Origin of the sequence: Mariprofundus ferrinatatus (assembly GCF_002795825.1) — a bacterium.
In the GTDB taxonomy this organism is placed as follows: Bacteria; Pseudomonadota; Zetaproteobacteria; order Mariprofundales; family Mariprofundaceae; genus Mariprofundus; species Mariprofundus ferrinatatus.
On record NZ_CP018800.1, the window covers coordinates 1984067 to 1999702 of the forward strand.

15 protein-coding genes are annotated in these 15636 nt (G+C 54.6%); 13 read left to right on the forward strand and 2 right to left on the reverse strand.

Going from position 1 to position 15636, the window contains the following annotated elements:
* Positions 1–121: 121 nt before the first annotated feature.
* From Ga0123462_RS09720 to Ga0123462_RS09735, 4 genes are all read left to right on the forward strand, one after another.
* Positions 122–2512: an intermembrane phospholipid transport YdbH family protein gene (locus Ga0123462_RS09720; protein ID WP_100266112.1), complete on the forward strand. Its 2391-nt coding sequence runs from the start codon at positions 122–124 to the stop codon at positions 2510–2512.
* Positions 2513–2587: 75 nt separating this feature from the next.
* On the forward strand, positions 2588–2785 hold the full coding sequence (locus Ga0123462_RS09725) for a YnbE family lipoprotein (RefSeq protein WP_100266113.1): 198 nt from the start codon (positions 2588–2590) through the stop codon (positions 2783–2785).
* Between the two features lie 14 nt (positions 2786–2799).
* The gene (locus tag Ga0123462_RS09730) at positions 2800–3150 is read left to right on the forward strand and encodes a YdbL family probable chaperone protein (RefSeq protein ID WP_232726439.1); all 351 of its coding nucleotides are present in this window, start codon (positions 2800–2802) and stop codon (positions 3148–3150) included.
* 126 nt (positions 3151–3276) lie between these two features.
* Positions 3277–4437 carry an IS30 family transposase gene (locus Ga0123462_RS09735; RefSeq protein WP_100266114.1) on the forward strand — a complete coding sequence of 387 codons (1161 nt, stop codon included), beginning with the start codon at positions 3277–3279 and terminating at the stop codon, positions 4435–4437.
* A gap of 43 nt (positions 4438–4480) precedes the next feature.
* Here Ga0123462_RS09735 and Ga0123462_RS09740 read toward each other — a convergent pair whose 3' ends face one another.
* Together Ga0123462_RS09740 and Ga0123462_RS09745 are read right to left on the reverse strand one after the other, a co-directional pair.
* Positions 4481–5008, reverse strand: coding sequence for a DUF2628 domain-containing protein (locus tag Ga0123462_RS09740; RefSeq protein WP_100266115.1), 528 nt, complete (start codon positions 5006–5008; stop codon positions 4481–4483).
* A 226-nt stretch (positions 5009–5234) separates the two neighbouring features.
* The gene (locus Ga0123462_RS09745) at positions 5235–6155 is read right to left on the reverse strand and encodes a branched-chain amino acid transaminase (protein ID WP_100266116.1); all 921 of its coding nucleotides are present in this window, start codon (positions 6153–6155) and stop codon (positions 5235–5237) included.
* A 153-nt stretch (positions 6156–6308) separates the two neighbouring features.
* On the opposite strand from Ga0123462_RS09745, the gene Ga0123462_RS09750 reads away from it, so the two are divergent.
* The 9 genes from Ga0123462_RS09750 (at position 6309) to Ga0123462_RS09790 (ending at position 15632) form a co-directional block, all read left to right on the forward strand.
* Positions 6309–7118 carry an ABC transporter ATP-binding protein gene (locus Ga0123462_RS09750; RefSeq protein ID WP_100266117.1) on the forward strand — a complete coding sequence of 270 codons (810 nt, stop codon included), beginning with the start codon at positions 6309–6311 and terminating at the stop codon, positions 7116–7118.
* The gene (locus tag Ga0123462_RS09755; protein ID WP_100266118.1) at positions 7115–7918 is read left to right on the forward strand and encodes an MlaE family ABC transporter permease; all 804 of its coding nucleotides are present in this window, start codon (positions 7115–7117) and stop codon (positions 7916–7918) included. Before Ga0123462_RS09750 ends, Ga0123462_RS09755 begins: the two co-directional genes overlap by 4 nt.
* A gap of 9 nt (positions 7919–7927) precedes the next feature.
* On the forward strand, positions 7928–8377 hold the full coding sequence (mlaD, locus tag Ga0123462_RS09760; protein WP_232726440.1) for an outer membrane lipid asymmetry maintenance protein MlaD: 450 nt from the start codon (positions 7928–7930) through the stop codon (positions 8375–8377).
* A gap of 63 nt (positions 8378–8440) precedes the next feature.
* Positions 8441–9055 (forward strand): MlaC/ttg2D family ABC transporter substrate-binding protein, encoded by a 615-nt coding sequence (locus Ga0123462_RS09765; RefSeq protein WP_232726441.1) that lies wholly within the window; start codon positions 8441–8443, stop codon positions 9053–9055.
* Positions 9056–9074: 19 nt separating this feature from the next.
* Positions 9075–12158, forward strand: a complete 3084-nt coding sequence (locus Ga0123462_RS09770) for an AsmA-like C-terminal domain-containing protein (RefSeq protein ID WP_100266119.1) — start codon at positions 9075–9077, stop codon at positions 12156–12158.
* 57 nt (positions 12159–12215) lie between these two features.
* The gene (locus tag Ga0123462_RS09775) at positions 12216–13037 is read left to right on the forward strand and encodes an MlaE family ABC transporter permease (RefSeq protein WP_100266120.1); all 822 of its coding nucleotides are present in this window, start codon (positions 12216–12218) and stop codon (positions 13035–13037) included.
* The gene (locus Ga0123462_RS09780) at positions 13034–13711 is read left to right on the forward strand and encodes a P-loop NTPase family protein (RefSeq protein ID WP_100266121.1); all 678 of its coding nucleotides are present in this window, start codon (positions 13034–13036) and stop codon (positions 13709–13711) included. Before Ga0123462_RS09775 ends, Ga0123462_RS09780 begins: the two co-directional genes overlap by 4 nt.
* Positions 13708–14706, forward strand: coding sequence for an MlaD family protein (locus Ga0123462_RS09785; RefSeq protein WP_100266122.1), 999 nt, complete (start codon positions 13708–13710; stop codon positions 14704–14706). The genes Ga0123462_RS09780 and Ga0123462_RS09785 overlap by 4 nt, the downstream gene beginning before the upstream one ends.
* Positions 14706–15632, forward strand: a complete 927-nt coding sequence (locus tag Ga0123462_RS09790) for a tetratricopeptide repeat protein (RefSeq protein WP_100266123.1) — start codon at positions 14706–14708, stop codon at positions 15630–15632. Before Ga0123462_RS09785 ends, Ga0123462_RS09790 begins: the two co-directional genes overlap by 1 nt.
* Positions 15633–15636 lie beyond the last annotated feature (4 nt).

Here is a 15636-nt window from a genome sequence, read left to right on the forward strand (position 1 = left end):
ATGCAGCGAGCAAGCCTTCAAGTTGGCAGGCCGGATATTAAGCAGCAATTTTCCACCATGCAGAGCAACTCTCGCGATACTCTCCGCTGGCCAAGCCGGCACTTTGTAGTAAAATCATAACATGCGCTGGAGAACAACCCTCACCGCCATAACCGGATTCGTGATCCTGATGATCGCGACAGCGTGGCTTACAGCCCCGTGGTGGCTGGCCGTGGTCGCGCGCGATCAATTTGCCGGTTACGGCTTCACTGTCAAAGCCATTGAGATCGACCGGGTTGGACTGCATGGGAGCCGGCTTGCAAGGCTTCACATCAGGCAGAGCAGCGGAGACATTGAGGCGGATATTGATACCCTATCCCTCACTTATTCGCTGTCGCGGCTTCTGAGCGGGCAACTTGACGGGCTCTCTATCGCCAATCTGCAGCTATCCCTTCACCCTGCATCTCAAAAAACCGATGCTGGCGTAGTACTGTTTGCACCGGCCGCTCTTATGACAGCAGTGCCCGTTGACCGGATAGAGATCAGCAAGATCAGTATGCGAAGGCTGGATAGTGAAGGTACGCTGCTGCAGGAGCTGGCCGGCAAGGCGCACTTGCAAGAAGGTATTCTCGCCATCGAGCTGGGTGAGCCGTATGGAGAAAACCCGCTGCAGGCGCGCTTCACCATGGATGAGAAAGGGGCTCTGCAGGCGCTGCTCAGACGTGGTGACAGGGAGATGCTGCGGATTGATACCGTAGTCCGCGAGCAGGCGGGGCAACTCTCCATCAAGGGTGAGCTGCAGGCCGAACTGGCGCCTCTCGATCGGGAGGCAAGGCAGTGGGTCGAGCTGCCCGACTATCAGTTGCGCGGAAATCTTCACGCCAGCTGGAGCGGCCACCTCCCGACCAACAGGCCTGTCGATGCTCAAACAGTGCGAACGCTGCTGCATTTCACTGCAACCGTAGCGCTGGATGCGGAGGCAGTGACTGCGAAAGAGTCCCATGCCCTGCTGCTAAACAGCACCATAGATTATGAGAGAGGCTCAGGAAGCTGGAGCATTGCTGACAACTCAAGGCTAGTGCTTGCCTCTGGCCGCCAGCACACCCGGTTCACCCCGGCATCTGCTGCCGGCACCTTTGCATTGCATGAATATGGCTGGCATTTCGGCATCAATCAGAGTGCGGCACTGCACGCATCCAATCTGCAACTGGATGATCTCTCTCTGAACAAGGGGAGCCTAAAACTGCTGCAGCCGCTGAAGCTGACGCTGGTGGATGAAAAGCCCGTACAGCTCGAGACCCCGGCATCCATCACTGTGCAGGCGCCACAGATCCGCTCAGGAAAAAACAGCATCTACACCAGCTCGATCAGAGTTGATCTTCACGCCGGCGCACTGACATCACCCAGGGGCAACTTCTCACTGCAGGGGTTAAGGCTGGCAACAGATTCACTGACACTGCCCGACAGCGCTCTTACGGGCAGTTTTGATCTCTCACACGATCCGGCAACCGCATCGGGCAAGCTGGAAAGCCGGGACAACAACATAAGGCTTAAATGGCAGCTCACTCATCTATTGGATGATCGCCGCGGCACTCTCAACTACACCCTGCAGCCCCTGTCGCTGGGCCCTGATGGCTTTGACATCTCCAGACTGACTGGCGGCAAGGATGAGTACGCCCTGCAGTCGGGTCAGGTTTCAGGCAAGGGGACACTTTCTTGGCGGGGTAGCAAGCGGGAGTGGCAGCTGCATAACCGATCAGACATTGACGTTGCAGCACTGCAGGGCTTCTACAAGAGCAACACCTTTTCCGGCCTCAGTGGCCACCTGATGATGGGCGTCGGAGAGCAGGCGATAAACCTCTCATCAGATAACCTCGTCGTCGGGGAGATCAATACCGGCATTCCTGTCCGCAACCTTTCAATGCGTACGGATGTGAGCTATCCATTCAAAGGTCCTGCGATAATCCTTATAAGCAGACTGCAGGCTGATGCTCTGGGCGGCCATATCTCAAGCGAGAAGATCGACATCAACCTGAAGCGTTCCAGCAACCCGTTCGTGGTAAGGCTTGACCGGCTGGATGCGAAACAGATCGCCGAAATCCAGGCACAGGAGGGGCTCTACGCTGACGGCACGCTGGATGGCACGCTGCCGTTTGACTGGACGAAGAATGGAATACGACTGATTCAGGGCAGACTCACTGCCCGCGATCCCGGTGGCGTTATCCGTTATCTCGGCTCCGAATCGATTCGCAGCCTTGCTGCGAGCGACCAGATGACAAAAATGGCACTGGATATCCTCAGCGACCTGCGTTACTGGAAGCTTGATATCGGTGTCGATGCAGATCAGAGCGGTCAGATGATGCTGCATATCGAACTGAAGGGGAAGAACCCCGGCTACGAGAACGGCAGACCCGTCGAGTTCAATTTCAACATCGAGCAGAATGTGCTCAAGCTGCTCTACAGCCTGCGCATGGCCGACGAGATTGGAGGACGGCTTGAGAAGCGGATGCAGAAAAAACTGCAGAAGCAGTAATATCTGCACGTGGACGAAGCGAAATATTGCGTCTATGCTGCTAAATGAAAGCTGAATAACCCAAGAGGTATGTGTATGCGATATGACTGGCGCGCGTTTCTCATGATGGCAGGGCTTCTCGCCTCCCTTTCGGCATGCAATCCGACCGTAAAGGTCGAGGCGCCGGATAAACCCATCACCATTAACATGAACATCAAGATCGAGCACGAGATTCGTGTGAAGGTCGAAAAAGATCTCGAAAACGTCCTGTCTGAAGACAGCGGCCTGTTTTGAACAAGGAGTGTGACGTGAAAGGCAAATTTATATTATTCCGTTTACTGGCCATTCTTGTGATGAGCTTCTCTGTAGCCGGCCTGAATGCCACAACGGCCTGGTCGGCCGACCTGCAGTCGGCCAAGGCTGCCGGACAGGTCGGTGAAAAGCCCGATGGTTACCTCGGCATTGTCAGCGGCGGCCCGGGCGTGGCGGGCATGGTTCAGGACATCAACCAGAAACGGCGTGCAGCCTATCAGAATATTGCCCGCAAGAACGGCACCAGCCTTCAGGCTGTTGAGCAGCTGGCCGGCAGAAAGGCGATCGATAAAACCCCGCCCGGTCAGTATGTCATGACCCCTTCCGGACAATGGGTCCGAAAGTAGCCCTTTTAAACAGAAAGAGGCCCTGCAAACGCAGGGCCTCTTCTTTTATCGGATGGCTGTGTTCGGCGGTGATCTCAACTGATCGTTGCAACACTTTATCTAGAATAATGAGATGGAGTGTTAGCCATGAAGCAACGACGTCGGATTTACTACTCAGAAACTCAACGAGCTGAGATTTGGGATCGTTGGAAGCGAGGAGAATCTCAAGGCTCGATCGGCAAGAGATTTGATCGGGCCTCATCTTCTATTTACACCGTATTGTGTCCAACCGGTGGCATACGCCCTGTGCCAAGAAAGCGCGCTGAAACTTCGCTTACGCTTTCCGAGCGTGAAGAAATATCGCGAGGTCTTTCTGCCAAGCAGTCGATACGATGGATTGCCAAACAATTGAATCGTTCGCCGTCGACAATTAGCAGAGAAATTCAAAGGAATGGTGGCATCCGAGCCTATCGGGCAGCCAAGGCTGATAAGTTGGCCTGGGAGAGAGCGCATCGCCCCAAACCATGTAAGCTGGCTATGAACAATGAGTTGAGGGATGCTGTCTCCATCAAGCTGGAACTGGAGTGGTCTCCGCAGCAAATATCCGGCTGGTTGAGACGGGAATATCCGGAGAATGATGGCATGCAGGTATCGCATGAAACGATCTATAAAACCCTATTCATACAGGCCAGAGGGGCACTGAAAAAAGAGTTGCAACAGCATCTTCGCTCCAAGCGCGCCATCCGCAGATCGCTTCATGCGGGCAAGGAGTACAATAAACCTGGCCAGATACCGGACATGGTCTCGATCAGAGAGCGTCCGGGCTCTGCCGAGGACCGCGCGCTTCCCGGTCACTGGGAAGGCGATTTGATTGCTGGCTCAAACAACAGCTATATCGCCACGCTAGTGGAGAGACAAACACGGTATGTCATGTTGCTCAAAGTGGCCGACAGAAAAACTGAGACAGTGATCAATGCGTTAATCGAACATGCCAAGAGACTGCCGGATGAGCTGTATAAATCTCTGGCTTGGGATCGGGGCAAAGAAATGACCGATCACAAACGCTTTACCCTGGCTACCGACATCAAGGTCTACTTCTGTGATCCGAGTAGCCCGTGGCAGCGTGGTTCCAATGAAAACACTAATAGGCTACTGCGCCAGTATTTCCCGAAAAGAACCGACTTATCGATTCACTCACAAGAGCACCTGGATATGATCGCCAGGCGCCTCAATGAGCGTCCAAGGCAGACGTTGAATTTTGAAACGCCGGCAGAGAGATTTGATGCATGTGTTGCAGCGACCGCTTGAGACCGCTGCCAACAACGGTCATTCGGATGTGATTTTCTTAGAATTATGCGTTTGCAACTCCGCCGATAAGCACTAGCAAAAAGGTTAAGATGAACAGCACAACACCTGCCCATTTCACCCACATATGGACTCCTCCAGATTGATTCAAGGCAAAAGCAATACGTCCCTCATCTTGTAAGAGGAGGCATTCATTGATTTTTTTATTTACATGCTTGTGGTAGTAAGAATTTCCAAAAACACCGGCAATTATTCCTACTGGCAACCAAATAAACCAATTTAGTATAGGAATGAAACTCAATAATAGAATGGTTACGCCAGGACCGTACATTTTTCGGTATAATAGCCAAGGCCCAGGGAAGAAAAAGGCAGGCCAATTCCAACTTGGAATCATGCCACCTCCTCTATTATTAAACATAGTAAACTTTCCAAGGTAATACTGTGAGTTCTTGTCACCTAAGAATGATAAATAGTGCTCATTTTTTCGGCTGTCACTATCCATATTCGATTGATCTATTTTCTGAATATCGCCATCTATATTTGGCTTCATAGCATCCACGGCTGCATCAGGCATCTTCTCCCCCCCCCCTTGATGAATATAAGTGTCATACCTCTAAAGCATGACAATTGAATCTTAATAAAGCACATCTTATCAGATTATCAAGATTAGCTATTGATAACATGTCTGACTTAAAGGGGACGCTACCCTTTTGTGAATGTCCGGAGCTGGCCGGAAAAGGACACTCAGGAAAAAGAAAGGCCCGCATATAGCGGGCCTTTTCATTGCGTAAGGAGTTGAATCAAACGTAAGCGAGCCAATCCTTGTGGGCGGCACTTCTGCCATGCACCACATCGAAATACTTCTTCTGCAGTACTTCAGTCACCGGACCGCGTGAACCGCAACCGATGGTGCGACCATCGAGCTCCCGGATCGGTGTAACCTCGGCTGCAGTACCGGTGAAGAAGGCTTCATCTGCGGTATAGACCTCGTCGCGGGTAATGCGCTTCTCGCGAACCTCGTACCCCTCCTCCTCAGCCAGCTGGATGACCGTGGCGCGGGTAATACCATCGAGCGCGCTGGTCAGTTCGGGTGTATAGATCACACCATTATAGACCATGAAGAAGTTCTCACCTGAGCCTTCGGCAACAAAACCATCCACATCGAGGAAAAGCGCCTCGTCATATCCGTCGCGCAGCGCATCAGAGAGCGCCAGCATGGAGCTGATGTAGTTACCGTTGGCCTTCGCCTTGCACATGGCGATATTCACATGGTGACGACTGAATGATGAGGTGCGGATACGAATCCCCTTCTCAAGCGCCTCCTGACCGAGGTATGCACCCCAGCTCCAGGCCGCAACAATGACATGCGTCTTCAGGTTATCCGCGCGCAGCCCCATCCCTTCCGAACCGTAGAACACCATCGGACGCAGGTAGGCGGAGTCCAGACCATTCTGTTTCACCGCTGCGACTTGCGCCGCATTCAGTTCATCCTTGGAGAACGGCATCGGCATATTCATGATCTTGGCCGAGCGGAACAGGCGGTCGGTATGCTCTTCAAGGCGGAAGATCGCAGTGCCATCATCTGCGTGATAGGCACGCACACCCTCAAAAACGCCCATGCCGTAGTGCAACGTATGCGTAAGCACATGCACCTTGGCATCACGCCAGTCCACCATCTGACCGTCAAACCAGATTAATCCATCACGATCCGCGAAATTCATTACAACATCCTCACTGCTTATCTCAAACCGCCAACAGATTCGGCGATCCCCTTCAAAAGGAGCGCAAATGTAACGTGTCATAGCATTTCACGCCATCCTTAAGCGTGACATGGATCATTTGCCGTTGCTTCGAACTACGCCTAGTCTGCGCCCATGATTCGCGGTGAGAACCTCAGTAAACGTTACGATAGTGCAATTGCCCTTGCTCCGACCGATATCCATATCGCGGCAGGCAAGATCACAGCCATCATGGGGGGTTCCGGCTCCGGAAAAACGACGCTGCTGCGCCTGCTCTCGGGGCTCATCAAACCGACCACAGGCCATATCTGGTACGGCGACGAAGACCTCAGCACTATTTCTGACAAGCGCCTGTATGAACTGCGTGAGAGTATGGGCATGCTGTTTCAATACTCTGCCCTGCTCAATTCGCTCAATGTTTACGACAATGTCGCCTTCCCACTGCATGAACATACCGACCTCGACGAGTCGGTGATCCGCACCATGGTCTCCATGAAGCTTGAACAGGTGGGGTTGCGTGGCTTTGAACACCTGATGCCATCGGAGCTCTCCGGCGGCATGGCCAAACGCGTTGCCTTTGCCCGCGCTATCGCCATGGATCCGAAAATCGTTTTCTTTGATGAGCCCACCTCTGGCCTTGACCCTATCTCGGCAGGCGTGATCACCACGCTGATCAAGGATACTTCGAAAATGAACCGCATGACTTCGATCGTCGTCACCCACGATGTGGAAGCAGGACTTGCCATTGCCGACCACGTGATCCTGATGTGGCAGGGCAGCATCATTGCCGAAGGCAATCCGGAAGTAATCCAGGAGAGCAGTGATGAGCGCGTACGGCAGTTTCTCGAGGGACGCCCCGACGGACCTATCCCCTTTTCGCGCAGCACCACCTCTTACGTTGATGATTTGACCTACAGACCGGGAACCGTAAGGCTGGAAGTATGAGCGAGATATCCACAACCACTCAATCAGGTATCGCCACCTTTTTCGGCCGGATGGGCCGCTATGCCATGCGTGGCATCGAACACCTGGGCGACGGCACCCGTCTGGCATTCCACGCCCTCTCCCTGCTGTTTGCAAAACCGTGGCAGGGCAAACATTTTGTCATCCAGCTCTATGCGCTGGGTGTCGGATCGCTGGCGATTATCGTGATCACCGGCGCATTTACCGGCATGGTACTGGCGCTGCAGGGTTACTACACACTGGCCAAATTCGGCTCTGAATCACTGCTCGGAGCCGGTGTCGGCATGTCGATTATCCGTGAGCTGGGTCCGGTGCTGGGCGCCTTCATGATTATCGGGCGTGCCGGCTCGAGCATTACTGCCGAAATCGGCATCATGCGGGTGACAGAACAGACCGATGCCCTGGAGATGATGGCGGTAAACCCGATGCAACGCATCATTCTTCCGCGCATCATCGCCACCACACTGGCCGTACCTCTGCTGGTGTCGATCTTCGATGTGGTCGGCATCGGGGCCGGATATATTGTCGGCGTGGAGCTGCTGGGAGTAAATCCGGGCGCCTATATGGCTGAACTTGTTGCCAAACTCGAGATGATTGACCTTAACGGCGGCTGGGTGAAAGCGGTCGTCTTCGGCTTCATGATCGGAACGATCTGCACCTATATGGGCTACCGCGCCCAGCCCACCACGGAAGGTGTGGCCAAAGCGACCACGCAGGCTGTGGTTATCGCCTCGGTCAGCGTACTGATCATAGATTATATTCTGACCTCGTTCTTCCTGTAAGGAGTTGTAATGCAAGCATATAGAAAAACAGAGATGACTGTCGGCGTATTTGTATTTATCGGACTGGTGGCCATTGCCTGGCTCGCCATCAAAGTCGGCCAGATCGGCGGCATAGGCGCATCCGGCTATACCCTGACCGCCAACTTCAAGGATGCCGGCGGCGTCCGCAAGGGCAGCGATATCATGCTGGCCGGGGTGGTGATCGGACGCGTTGATGATGTGGTGCTGACCGACAATGACCACGCCACGATGATCCTTCGTATCAATGATGGTGTTGAGATCACTGAAGATGCCTTTGCCTCGGTACGCACCAAGGGGATTATCGGCGACCGCTATATCCGAATCTCTCAGGGCATGGAAGAGACGCCGCTGGAGGCGGGCAGCGAGATCGAAGAGACAGAGTCTGCCATCAATATCGAGGACCTGATCAGCAAGTACATATTCAGCGGCAAGGAGTAATCATTCCTCCTCGCAGCGAGCTGCAGGACTTTTAAACTATCGGTACATGACAAGGAGCTTTCCATGATGAAACTTTTCCGTACAACCTTTGCTATCCTGCTGACCATGCTTGTCTCCACTACGGCATGGGCAGCAGACAGCGATCCGAAGGTGGTGATTGAAACAACCGTTAACCAGATTATTCAAGTGCTTGAGGCGCGTGAAGACACCACCAAACTGACCACCAAAGATCGCGATGCGATCCGGCAGACGGTCGAAGGACGCTTCGATTATGCCGCCATGGCACGCCGCAGTCTCGGCAAACCATGGAACGACCTGCATGGAGAGCAACAGGCCCATTTCACCCAGGTCTTTCGTGATCTGCTTGAGCGTTCATACGGCAACCGACTGAGTGAGTACAAGGGTCAGAAGGTGGTCTTTGCAGAAGCCGAACTCAAAAATGACAAGGCGCGCGTCGAATCCACTGTCATTGACGGGACACGCGAAACACCCGTGGAGTACCGGCTGCATCAGACCAAAACCGGCTGGCAGGTTTACGACATCCGCATTGAGGGCACCAGCATGGTGCGAACCTTCTATCAGGACTTCCAGGCGACGCTGGATAATGGCGGCTACGAACATCTGCTGAAAACATTAGAGGAGAAGGTTGCGGAACTGAAGGCCAAGGATCAGGACTGACCTTAAAGGATACTCTGCCATGAAGGGCAGTTTCTCAAGACGCGCGCTGGCTTCATGCTGGCGCGTATCGCTTCTGCTGCTGCTGGGTCTCTCTCTGCTTGGCGGCTGGCTCTACTGGCAATCGCCAAGCCTGGACACCATACGGCCCGGCATCGAAAGCCAGTTAAAAAAGAAACTTCAGCTTAAGGAGATAAAGCTGGGGAAGCTGAGCTGGAGCTGGTATGACTTTCTCTGGCTGAAATCCGACCATCTCGACTTCACCAGTAGCGATGATGCTGTCGCCTTCCACGAAGGCGGCATTGCCGTACGCATCCCGCTCGCAAGCCTCCTCAGCGGCAACCTTCTTCCCGACCGTATCCGTCTTTCCGGCGGTGTTCTGGATATAGCCCACAGCGACTCCGACGGGGCCGAATTACCCAGAATGCAACTGGTACTCGACGATGTGCAGACCAACTGGCGCTATAATGACGACTGGCACGGATCCCTTTCCCATCTTCAACTCATGTATGATGGCGAAGAGAAATTGCTGCAGGTAGCAACATCCGATTTCACCATCTCCGCTTCGCTGAGCGAAGACCTGCTGCCGCAGGAGATAAAAGTGCAGTGCGATAACCTGCAGTGGCTGCCGGCACCTCTGCAGGGATATTTTAACGGCAGCAGTGCGGCATCGCTGAATCTCTCCCGAACCGGCAGAAGAGGATGGGAGCTCAACGCATCGGCCGCATCCGATCAACCTCTTATCCTGCTGCCTGATACCATCTATTCCGTTGCGCTCAACAGCGCCGAACTGCGCCTTAAGCTGAAGGCCCGGCAAGACACAGCTTTTGCCGTAGAGCATATCAGCCTGGAAAAGGTCTCCTGGGCACTTGCTGAAAGCAGCATCGAGGCCAAGGGCAGCTGGAGTGCAGGCCTCCTGACCATGCAGGCAACCTCTGAACGGCTGTCCATGCCGGTGGTCTGGTCGTGGCTGAGGCCGCTTGGTGATGAGACCTGGCATCACTGGCTGGCATCCATGAAGTCAGGCCTGGCAACTCAGGCAAATGCAAAGCTATCACTGGCATGGGAAGAGCCGTTTAAATCACTGCCGAGTGCTGAGAACTGGCAGGCAATGCTGTATCAGGTCTCCGCACAGGTGGAAGAGACCGATATCGCCCTCGGTATCTCCGAAGATTTCCTGAGTGACACCACTGCCCAGGTCGACCTGAATCAGAATGGACTGAACGCTGTGATAGCCGATGCGGAGCTTCCGAAGGGGCTTGGTCGCTCTGCAGGCGAGCTCTATATACCCTGGCAGACGCTGGAACTGCATATCTCAGGCAGGTCACATGTGGATGTCAGCGCTCTGCTGGGCTGGTTCGGCCCTGCCGAAATTTCCGGCTGGCAGTGGAACGGCGCCAAGGCAGAGAGCGCCTTCCAGCTGGTCTGGGACCCCAGTGAACCTGAACCGCGCGAGGCGACTGCCGAGCTGCAGCCTGTCAGCGACTGGAACGTCTTAATCAACGGCACAAAAATCGCCCTTTCCGCAGGCAAAGCAAACTGGGATCAGGAGAGCGGCCTCTCTATTGCAGGCATGCATTTCCGCAATCAGCACATTGAGGGGACCCTTTCGCTTGCCACCTCTATCGGTAAAGAGGAGCGCTGGAATATTACTGAGCTTGAGATGAGTTCGAAGAGTGATTTCGCCATGCTTGCCGCCCATTTCCAGCTGCCGCTGGCGCAGGCAGGAGGATTGATCTACAGCAACCTGAAGTATGACGGCAAATGGAGAGGCAGTGCGGACCTGAAGGAGGCAAGCTGGAAGCAGCTGCTCGGCTCAGACAAGAAAACCGGCGAGCCTTACTCGATCCACTGCAGTGGCGAACTTGATCTGCAGGCGAACACACCAACCATCAACCTGACAAGCCTTACCAGTCAGGGAACAGGGCTGTTGATCCGAGGCAGCAGTGCCAGCATTAACCGTGAGCGCCTTAAACTCAGTCTGAATGACCTGCATACCCCCTCTTTCAGCGGTTCGCTGAAAATCCATATGCCATTTGGCGACGCTCCCTGGCAGCTGAGTGTCGATGCAGACTACCTTAACCGCAACGCACTGCCGCCTTCGCTTGATTACAATGAGCAGATGGTCGACAAACCCTGGCTGCTCTCTGCCAATCTCAGGAAATTTGACTGGGACGATTCACGCATGCAGGGCGTCTTCATCAAACTGGCTTCTGCAAAAGGCAGTGTGGGGCTATTCAGTGCCAAACAGGTTCACACAACCCAGCTCGATATCACCGATATCGACAGCCGTTTCTCACTGCCGGGCGGCGGACTTGTAGATCTGAGGCATCTGTCTGCCAGCATTGAAAAGCAGAGACTGGCCATGTCTGGAACCCTGAAACCGGAAAAGGATGGGGGCATGCGCTGGCAGGGCTTTGCAGAACTGCATGGCGATTTCGCCCATCTTCTCAGGCGAGGCAGGCTTTCAGAACGTTTTATGGGTGGCGATGTCCACCTGCTCTTCTCCGGCAGTGGGATTATCCTGCGTGAACAGCCGTGGTGGCAGGGCCTGGATGGGCGGCTTCGCCTGCGCGCCGATAAGGGACGTATTCTCGAAGGAGGATCGCTGACGACACTGCTGGCAGCCACCAACCTATCCAAGCTTCCGATGCTGCTGCTGGGCCAGCGTGAAGACCTGACCGGCCCGGGCATCATGTATGAACGGCTGCAGATGGAGGCGATCATGCAGAATCAGAATATTCATGTCCGCAATGTGGCCATGCGCTCGACAGCCTTCGATCTGGCCGGCCATGGGGAGATGAACCTTGAATCGACCTCGGTCGACCTCTATCTGGTGCTGCAACCGCTGCAAAACCTTGATGCGCTGCTGGCAAAAATCCCGCTACTGAGGGATATCCTGGGCGGCAGCTCTCACAGCCTTTTCCGCAAGGTGTACCGTATGCATGGCCCATTCACCAATGCCAAGGTAGAACAGGTGAATCCTGAACAGGCCGGGCTTGCTTCTGCAGGACTTATCGAAGGGCTCCTGACCCTTCCTTCGCTCTGGTTCAGCAGCGGGAAGAGCAAAACCGGATCAGAGGAGCCAGCCACGGCACAACAATGACCGGCTATTGTGAACCTTCTCACTTGTCTTTCCTGACAATCTCCCTATAAAGCAAGCATGGATGCTAAAGGCCAGATAACAGGGCGAATCAATCGTCATGCTGATCAACTGGGGGGAGCCGTGATCCGCATCTTTGCTGATTTTCGGCGCGCCTACCGGCTCACCACTGACATACTGGCAGTCGGCCTCAGAATGCAGTGGGTTTCCAAGCCTGCCGTCAGCAATGTCGTGTTCCGGCAAATCTATTTTACGGGCGTACAGGGTGTTCCCTGGGTTGTTCTTGTCGCACTCGGTGTCGGTGCCCTCTCCGTGTATAATATTGTGGATCTGGCCAAGAGTATTCAGGACATGTCCATGATTGGGCAGCTGATATCCACACTGCTGGTGCAGGAGATTGCACCGCTGATTGTCACCATCCTGTTGCTCTCCCGCTCGGGTGTTGCCGTGGTGACTGAGCTGGGCACCATGCATGTGCGCGGTGAAGACCTGACGCTCGGCAGCATGGGAATCAACAAGACCGAGTACCTTCTCTGGCCCCGCCTTATGGCCTTCACACTATGCGGTCTCATCCTGACCTTCATCTTCGTGTTTGTATCGATCTGGCTGGGCGGATTGATGGTATCGCTGGGTTATGAGATCAACTTTATCGATTTTCTGATCGAGGTGCGCCGGGGAACGACCATGGAAGAGATCGTCATGCTTCTCGGCAAGGCCACCCTCTACCCCATGCTCAGTGCCGTGATGCTGCTGAATATGGGTTGCAAAGTAGGACGCGAACCCAACCTTATCCCGGTCTATGCCACACAGGGCGTGCTTGGGTCCCTGATGCTTGTGGTGATGAGTGATGCCCTGATCGCCCTGATCGTGGAGCTTGCATGAGCGACCTTCTGCACTGGAACAGACTGCAGCTGGGAAATATTGTGATTCCAGAAGGTCAGGTATCCCATGGTGAATACGTCCGCATGGTGATGAATTACCCCTGTCAGTACGCATTCATGCAGCAACTCTTTCTGCTTTCAGAGGAGAGTCGAAACAGCAGTAGCGAGATGTGGCTGGAGAGTAACGGCGAAAAATATTATGCGGGGACCGCGGAGTTCAGTTCACGTATCGGCAGCATGATCCGCCAGCGGGGACTGATTGCCAACTTAACGCTCCGGGAGAACCTGCTATTGCCGTTTCTCTACCACGGCGACAAACATCGCCTTGATCAGGCGACGGATGAGGCGGCCGAAGTGGCAGAAAGGCTCGGCATCGCATCTGCTCTGGATGAGAAGGCTGGCGAGCGAACAACCTATACGCACGCGTTGATGAGTCTGGCCCGCTGCATGCTTGCAAAACCGGCAATCATCGTTGCCCAGGAGGTCCATATCGGAATGCCGCCGGATCACCTTCAGCGATTCAGGGAGCTGAGCACGCAGACACTTGCTGAACTTGGCTCGGGACTGCTCTATCTGACATCCAGTGCCGATGAAGGTTCCGGGTTGAGCTATGCGCGCACATTGACGATTGAAGCGGATTCCCGAAGTCTTGACTCTGATAAGGAGAACAGGTGAGCCAATTTGTAGCCAATATTCATCGCCAGGTAGGATGGTTCGTCATCCTCGGTATCGGTGCGATTCTCTTTCTTCTGCTTGCCTTCAGCCTGCGCACCGACCTGTTTGCCAACAAATTCAATCTCCTGTTTTCACCGACATCCGCCTCCTCATTCTATGTTGACCAGCCGCTTAAATATCAGGGTTTTACTGTTGGAAGAATCGACGACATGGAGCTGCAGGAAGATGGGCGCGTGCTTATCAGGCTTCGTGTCCTCGAGCGTTACCGCCCGATTATTCACGAAGGCACTTACGTTCAGCTGACCCGTGAAGGGCTGATCGGTGAGCAGACCCTTGAGATCAGCGGTGGCGATGCCGGCAAACCCCCGGTGCAGGATGGTCAGACGATCGAGTACCGAACCGCAGCAACGGTCGAACAACTGCTGCAGGACATCAAGCCGGCTGTCGAAAACGCCAACAGGCTGCTAAGTGAGATGGCGGCACTCGCCGCCTGGCTGAACAATCCTGAAAGTGATATCAGGCTTGTTACTGCGCGACTGAATTTGGTCAGCCAGGACCTGAACCGCGAGAATGTCGGCAAGCTGATCACCAACCTTGCCGATGCGCTGGAGAATCTGAAGTCACTGACTCAGGATTTGGAGCAGCAGCAGGTTGCCAAACAGCTTTCAACCGCCCTTGAAGCGAGTGCCTCAATCCTGACAAATCTGCGTCCGCTGGCCGCACAGGTTGGCAGAGAGGGGCCTGAAAGCCTGAAGCGGATCAATAGCCTGATCGACCATGTCAACAGGCTCTCCAAATCACTTGATATTGTCACATCCGACCTCTCTGAGCTGACACCTGAGCTTCCCGGACTGGCCCGGGAATCACGACAGGCCATTGCCGAAATGCAGGATATTTTAAAATCGATGCGTGGTTCATGGCTTGTCGGCGGAGGAACAACCGTGAAGCCGGAAGATGAAACGGTTGCGCCCCCGGTGCTGGAGATGAAACCGTGATGGGATACAAACAGCCGCTGATCATCGCGATACTATCCCTGCTGCTGCTCTCCTGTGGTGCATCCGGTCCCAAAAAGCCGCCTGAAGTTGTTAACCCCTATACCATACAGGCAGAAACACACACCGGTAATGGCCTGGCAGCCATGCAGAAAGAGCGCTGGGATGCAGCCGAGCGCTCCTTCTCCCGGGCACTTGCGGCCTCACAGCTGGCAGACGATTCCCCTCTTATCAGACGCTCGTGGTACAATCTGGGCACGGCTCTAAGCGGGGCAAACAACCTTGCCAGGGCCGAAGAGGCTTACAGCAGAGCCATCGAACTGTCCGCGAACGACCATGATGAACCCATGCGGCTGCGGGCCCTGCTCGCTTTGCGACTGATGCAACAGCGTTCGGGAAGAATCCCTGAGACCTTCGCTATACAGCAACTGCCGCAAAGCCTCTTTTCTCATCTGAGCTGGCCAGCCGACCTTCACCTTCAGGCCGGACGCATAGCCCAGCGGCTTGGCGATCCGGCGCGTGCGCGCAGCGCATACGTGCTGGTGACCCAGCTGAAATCATCAAATGCAAGCAGCCTGCAGCTCAAGGCCGGCGCCCACATGGGGCTTGCACTGCTTGCCCGTGATGCGGAAGATAATCCAACTGCATGGCAGGAGTCTGAGCAGGCCCTCTTATTGTGCCGCAAGGTCGGAGCGCCCAGGCTAACCGCGCATGCTCTTCTGCTGCAGGGGGAGTTGTCACACGACGTCTCAGAAAAACATAACCGGCTGGAGCGTGCACTGGATATCTATTCAGCCCTGAATGATCCAAATGGGGAAAAGAGAGCTATCGAACAGCTGCTCCTGCTTGCCGAGGCTGAAGGCAATGATGAAGCGGCCAGCTTGCTGCGGTTGCGTTTGCAAAGCATCAAAGACAAGCTTGGGAAGTAGACTG

Bases quoted from the DNA above. Each gene is read 5' to 3' on its own strand.
- Ga0123462_RS09720 (WP_100266112.1), top strand. From the start codon at position 122: ATGCGCTGGAGAACAACCCTCACCGCCATAACCGGATTCGTGATCCTG.
- Ga0123462_RS09725 (WP_100266113.1), top strand. From the start codon at position 2,588: ATGCGATATGACTGGCGCGCGTTTCTCATGATGGCAGGGCTTCTCGCC.
- Ga0123462_RS09735 (WP_100266114.1), top strand. From the start codon at position 3,277: ATGAAGCAACGACGTCGGATTTACTACTCAGAAACTCAACGAGCTGAG.
- Ga0123462_RS09740 (WP_100266115.1), bottom strand. From the start codon at position 5,008: ATGCCTGATGCAGCCGTGGATGCTATGAAGCCAAATATAGATGGCGAT.
- Ga0123462_RS09745 (WP_100266116.1), bottom strand. From the start codon at position 6,155: ATGAATTTCGCGGATCGTGATGGATTAATCTGGTTTGACGGTCAGATG.
- Ga0123462_RS09750 (WP_100266117.1), top strand. From the start codon at position 6,309: ATGATTCGCGGTGAGAACCTCAGTAAACGTTACGATAGTGCAATTGCC.
- Ga0123462_RS09755 (WP_100266118.1), top strand. From the start codon at position 7,115: ATGAGCGAGATATCCACAACCACTCAATCAGGTATCGCCACCTTTTTC.
- mlaD (WP_232726440.1), top strand. From the start codon at position 7,928: ATGCAAGCATATAGAAAAACAGAGATGACTGTCGGCGTATTTGTATTT.
- Ga0123462_RS09765 (WP_232726441.1), top strand. From the start codon at position 8,441: ATGATGAAACTTTTCCGTACAACCTTTGCTATCCTGCTGACCATGCTT.
- Ga0123462_RS09770 (WP_100266119.1), top strand. From the start codon at position 9,075: ATGAAGGGCAGTTTCTCAAGACGCGCGCTGGCTTCATGCTGGCGCGTA.
- Ga0123462_RS09775 (WP_100266120.1), top strand. From the start codon at position 12,216: ATGGATGCTAAAGGCCAGATAACAGGGCGAATCAATCGTCATGCTGAT.
- Ga0123462_RS09780 (WP_100266121.1), top strand. From the start codon at position 13,034: ATGAGCGACCTTCTGCACTGGAACAGACTGCAGCTGGGAAATATTGTG.
- Ga0123462_RS09790 (WP_100266123.1), top strand. From the start codon at position 14,706: ATGGGATACAAACAGCCGCTGATCATCGCGATACTATCCCTGCTGCTG.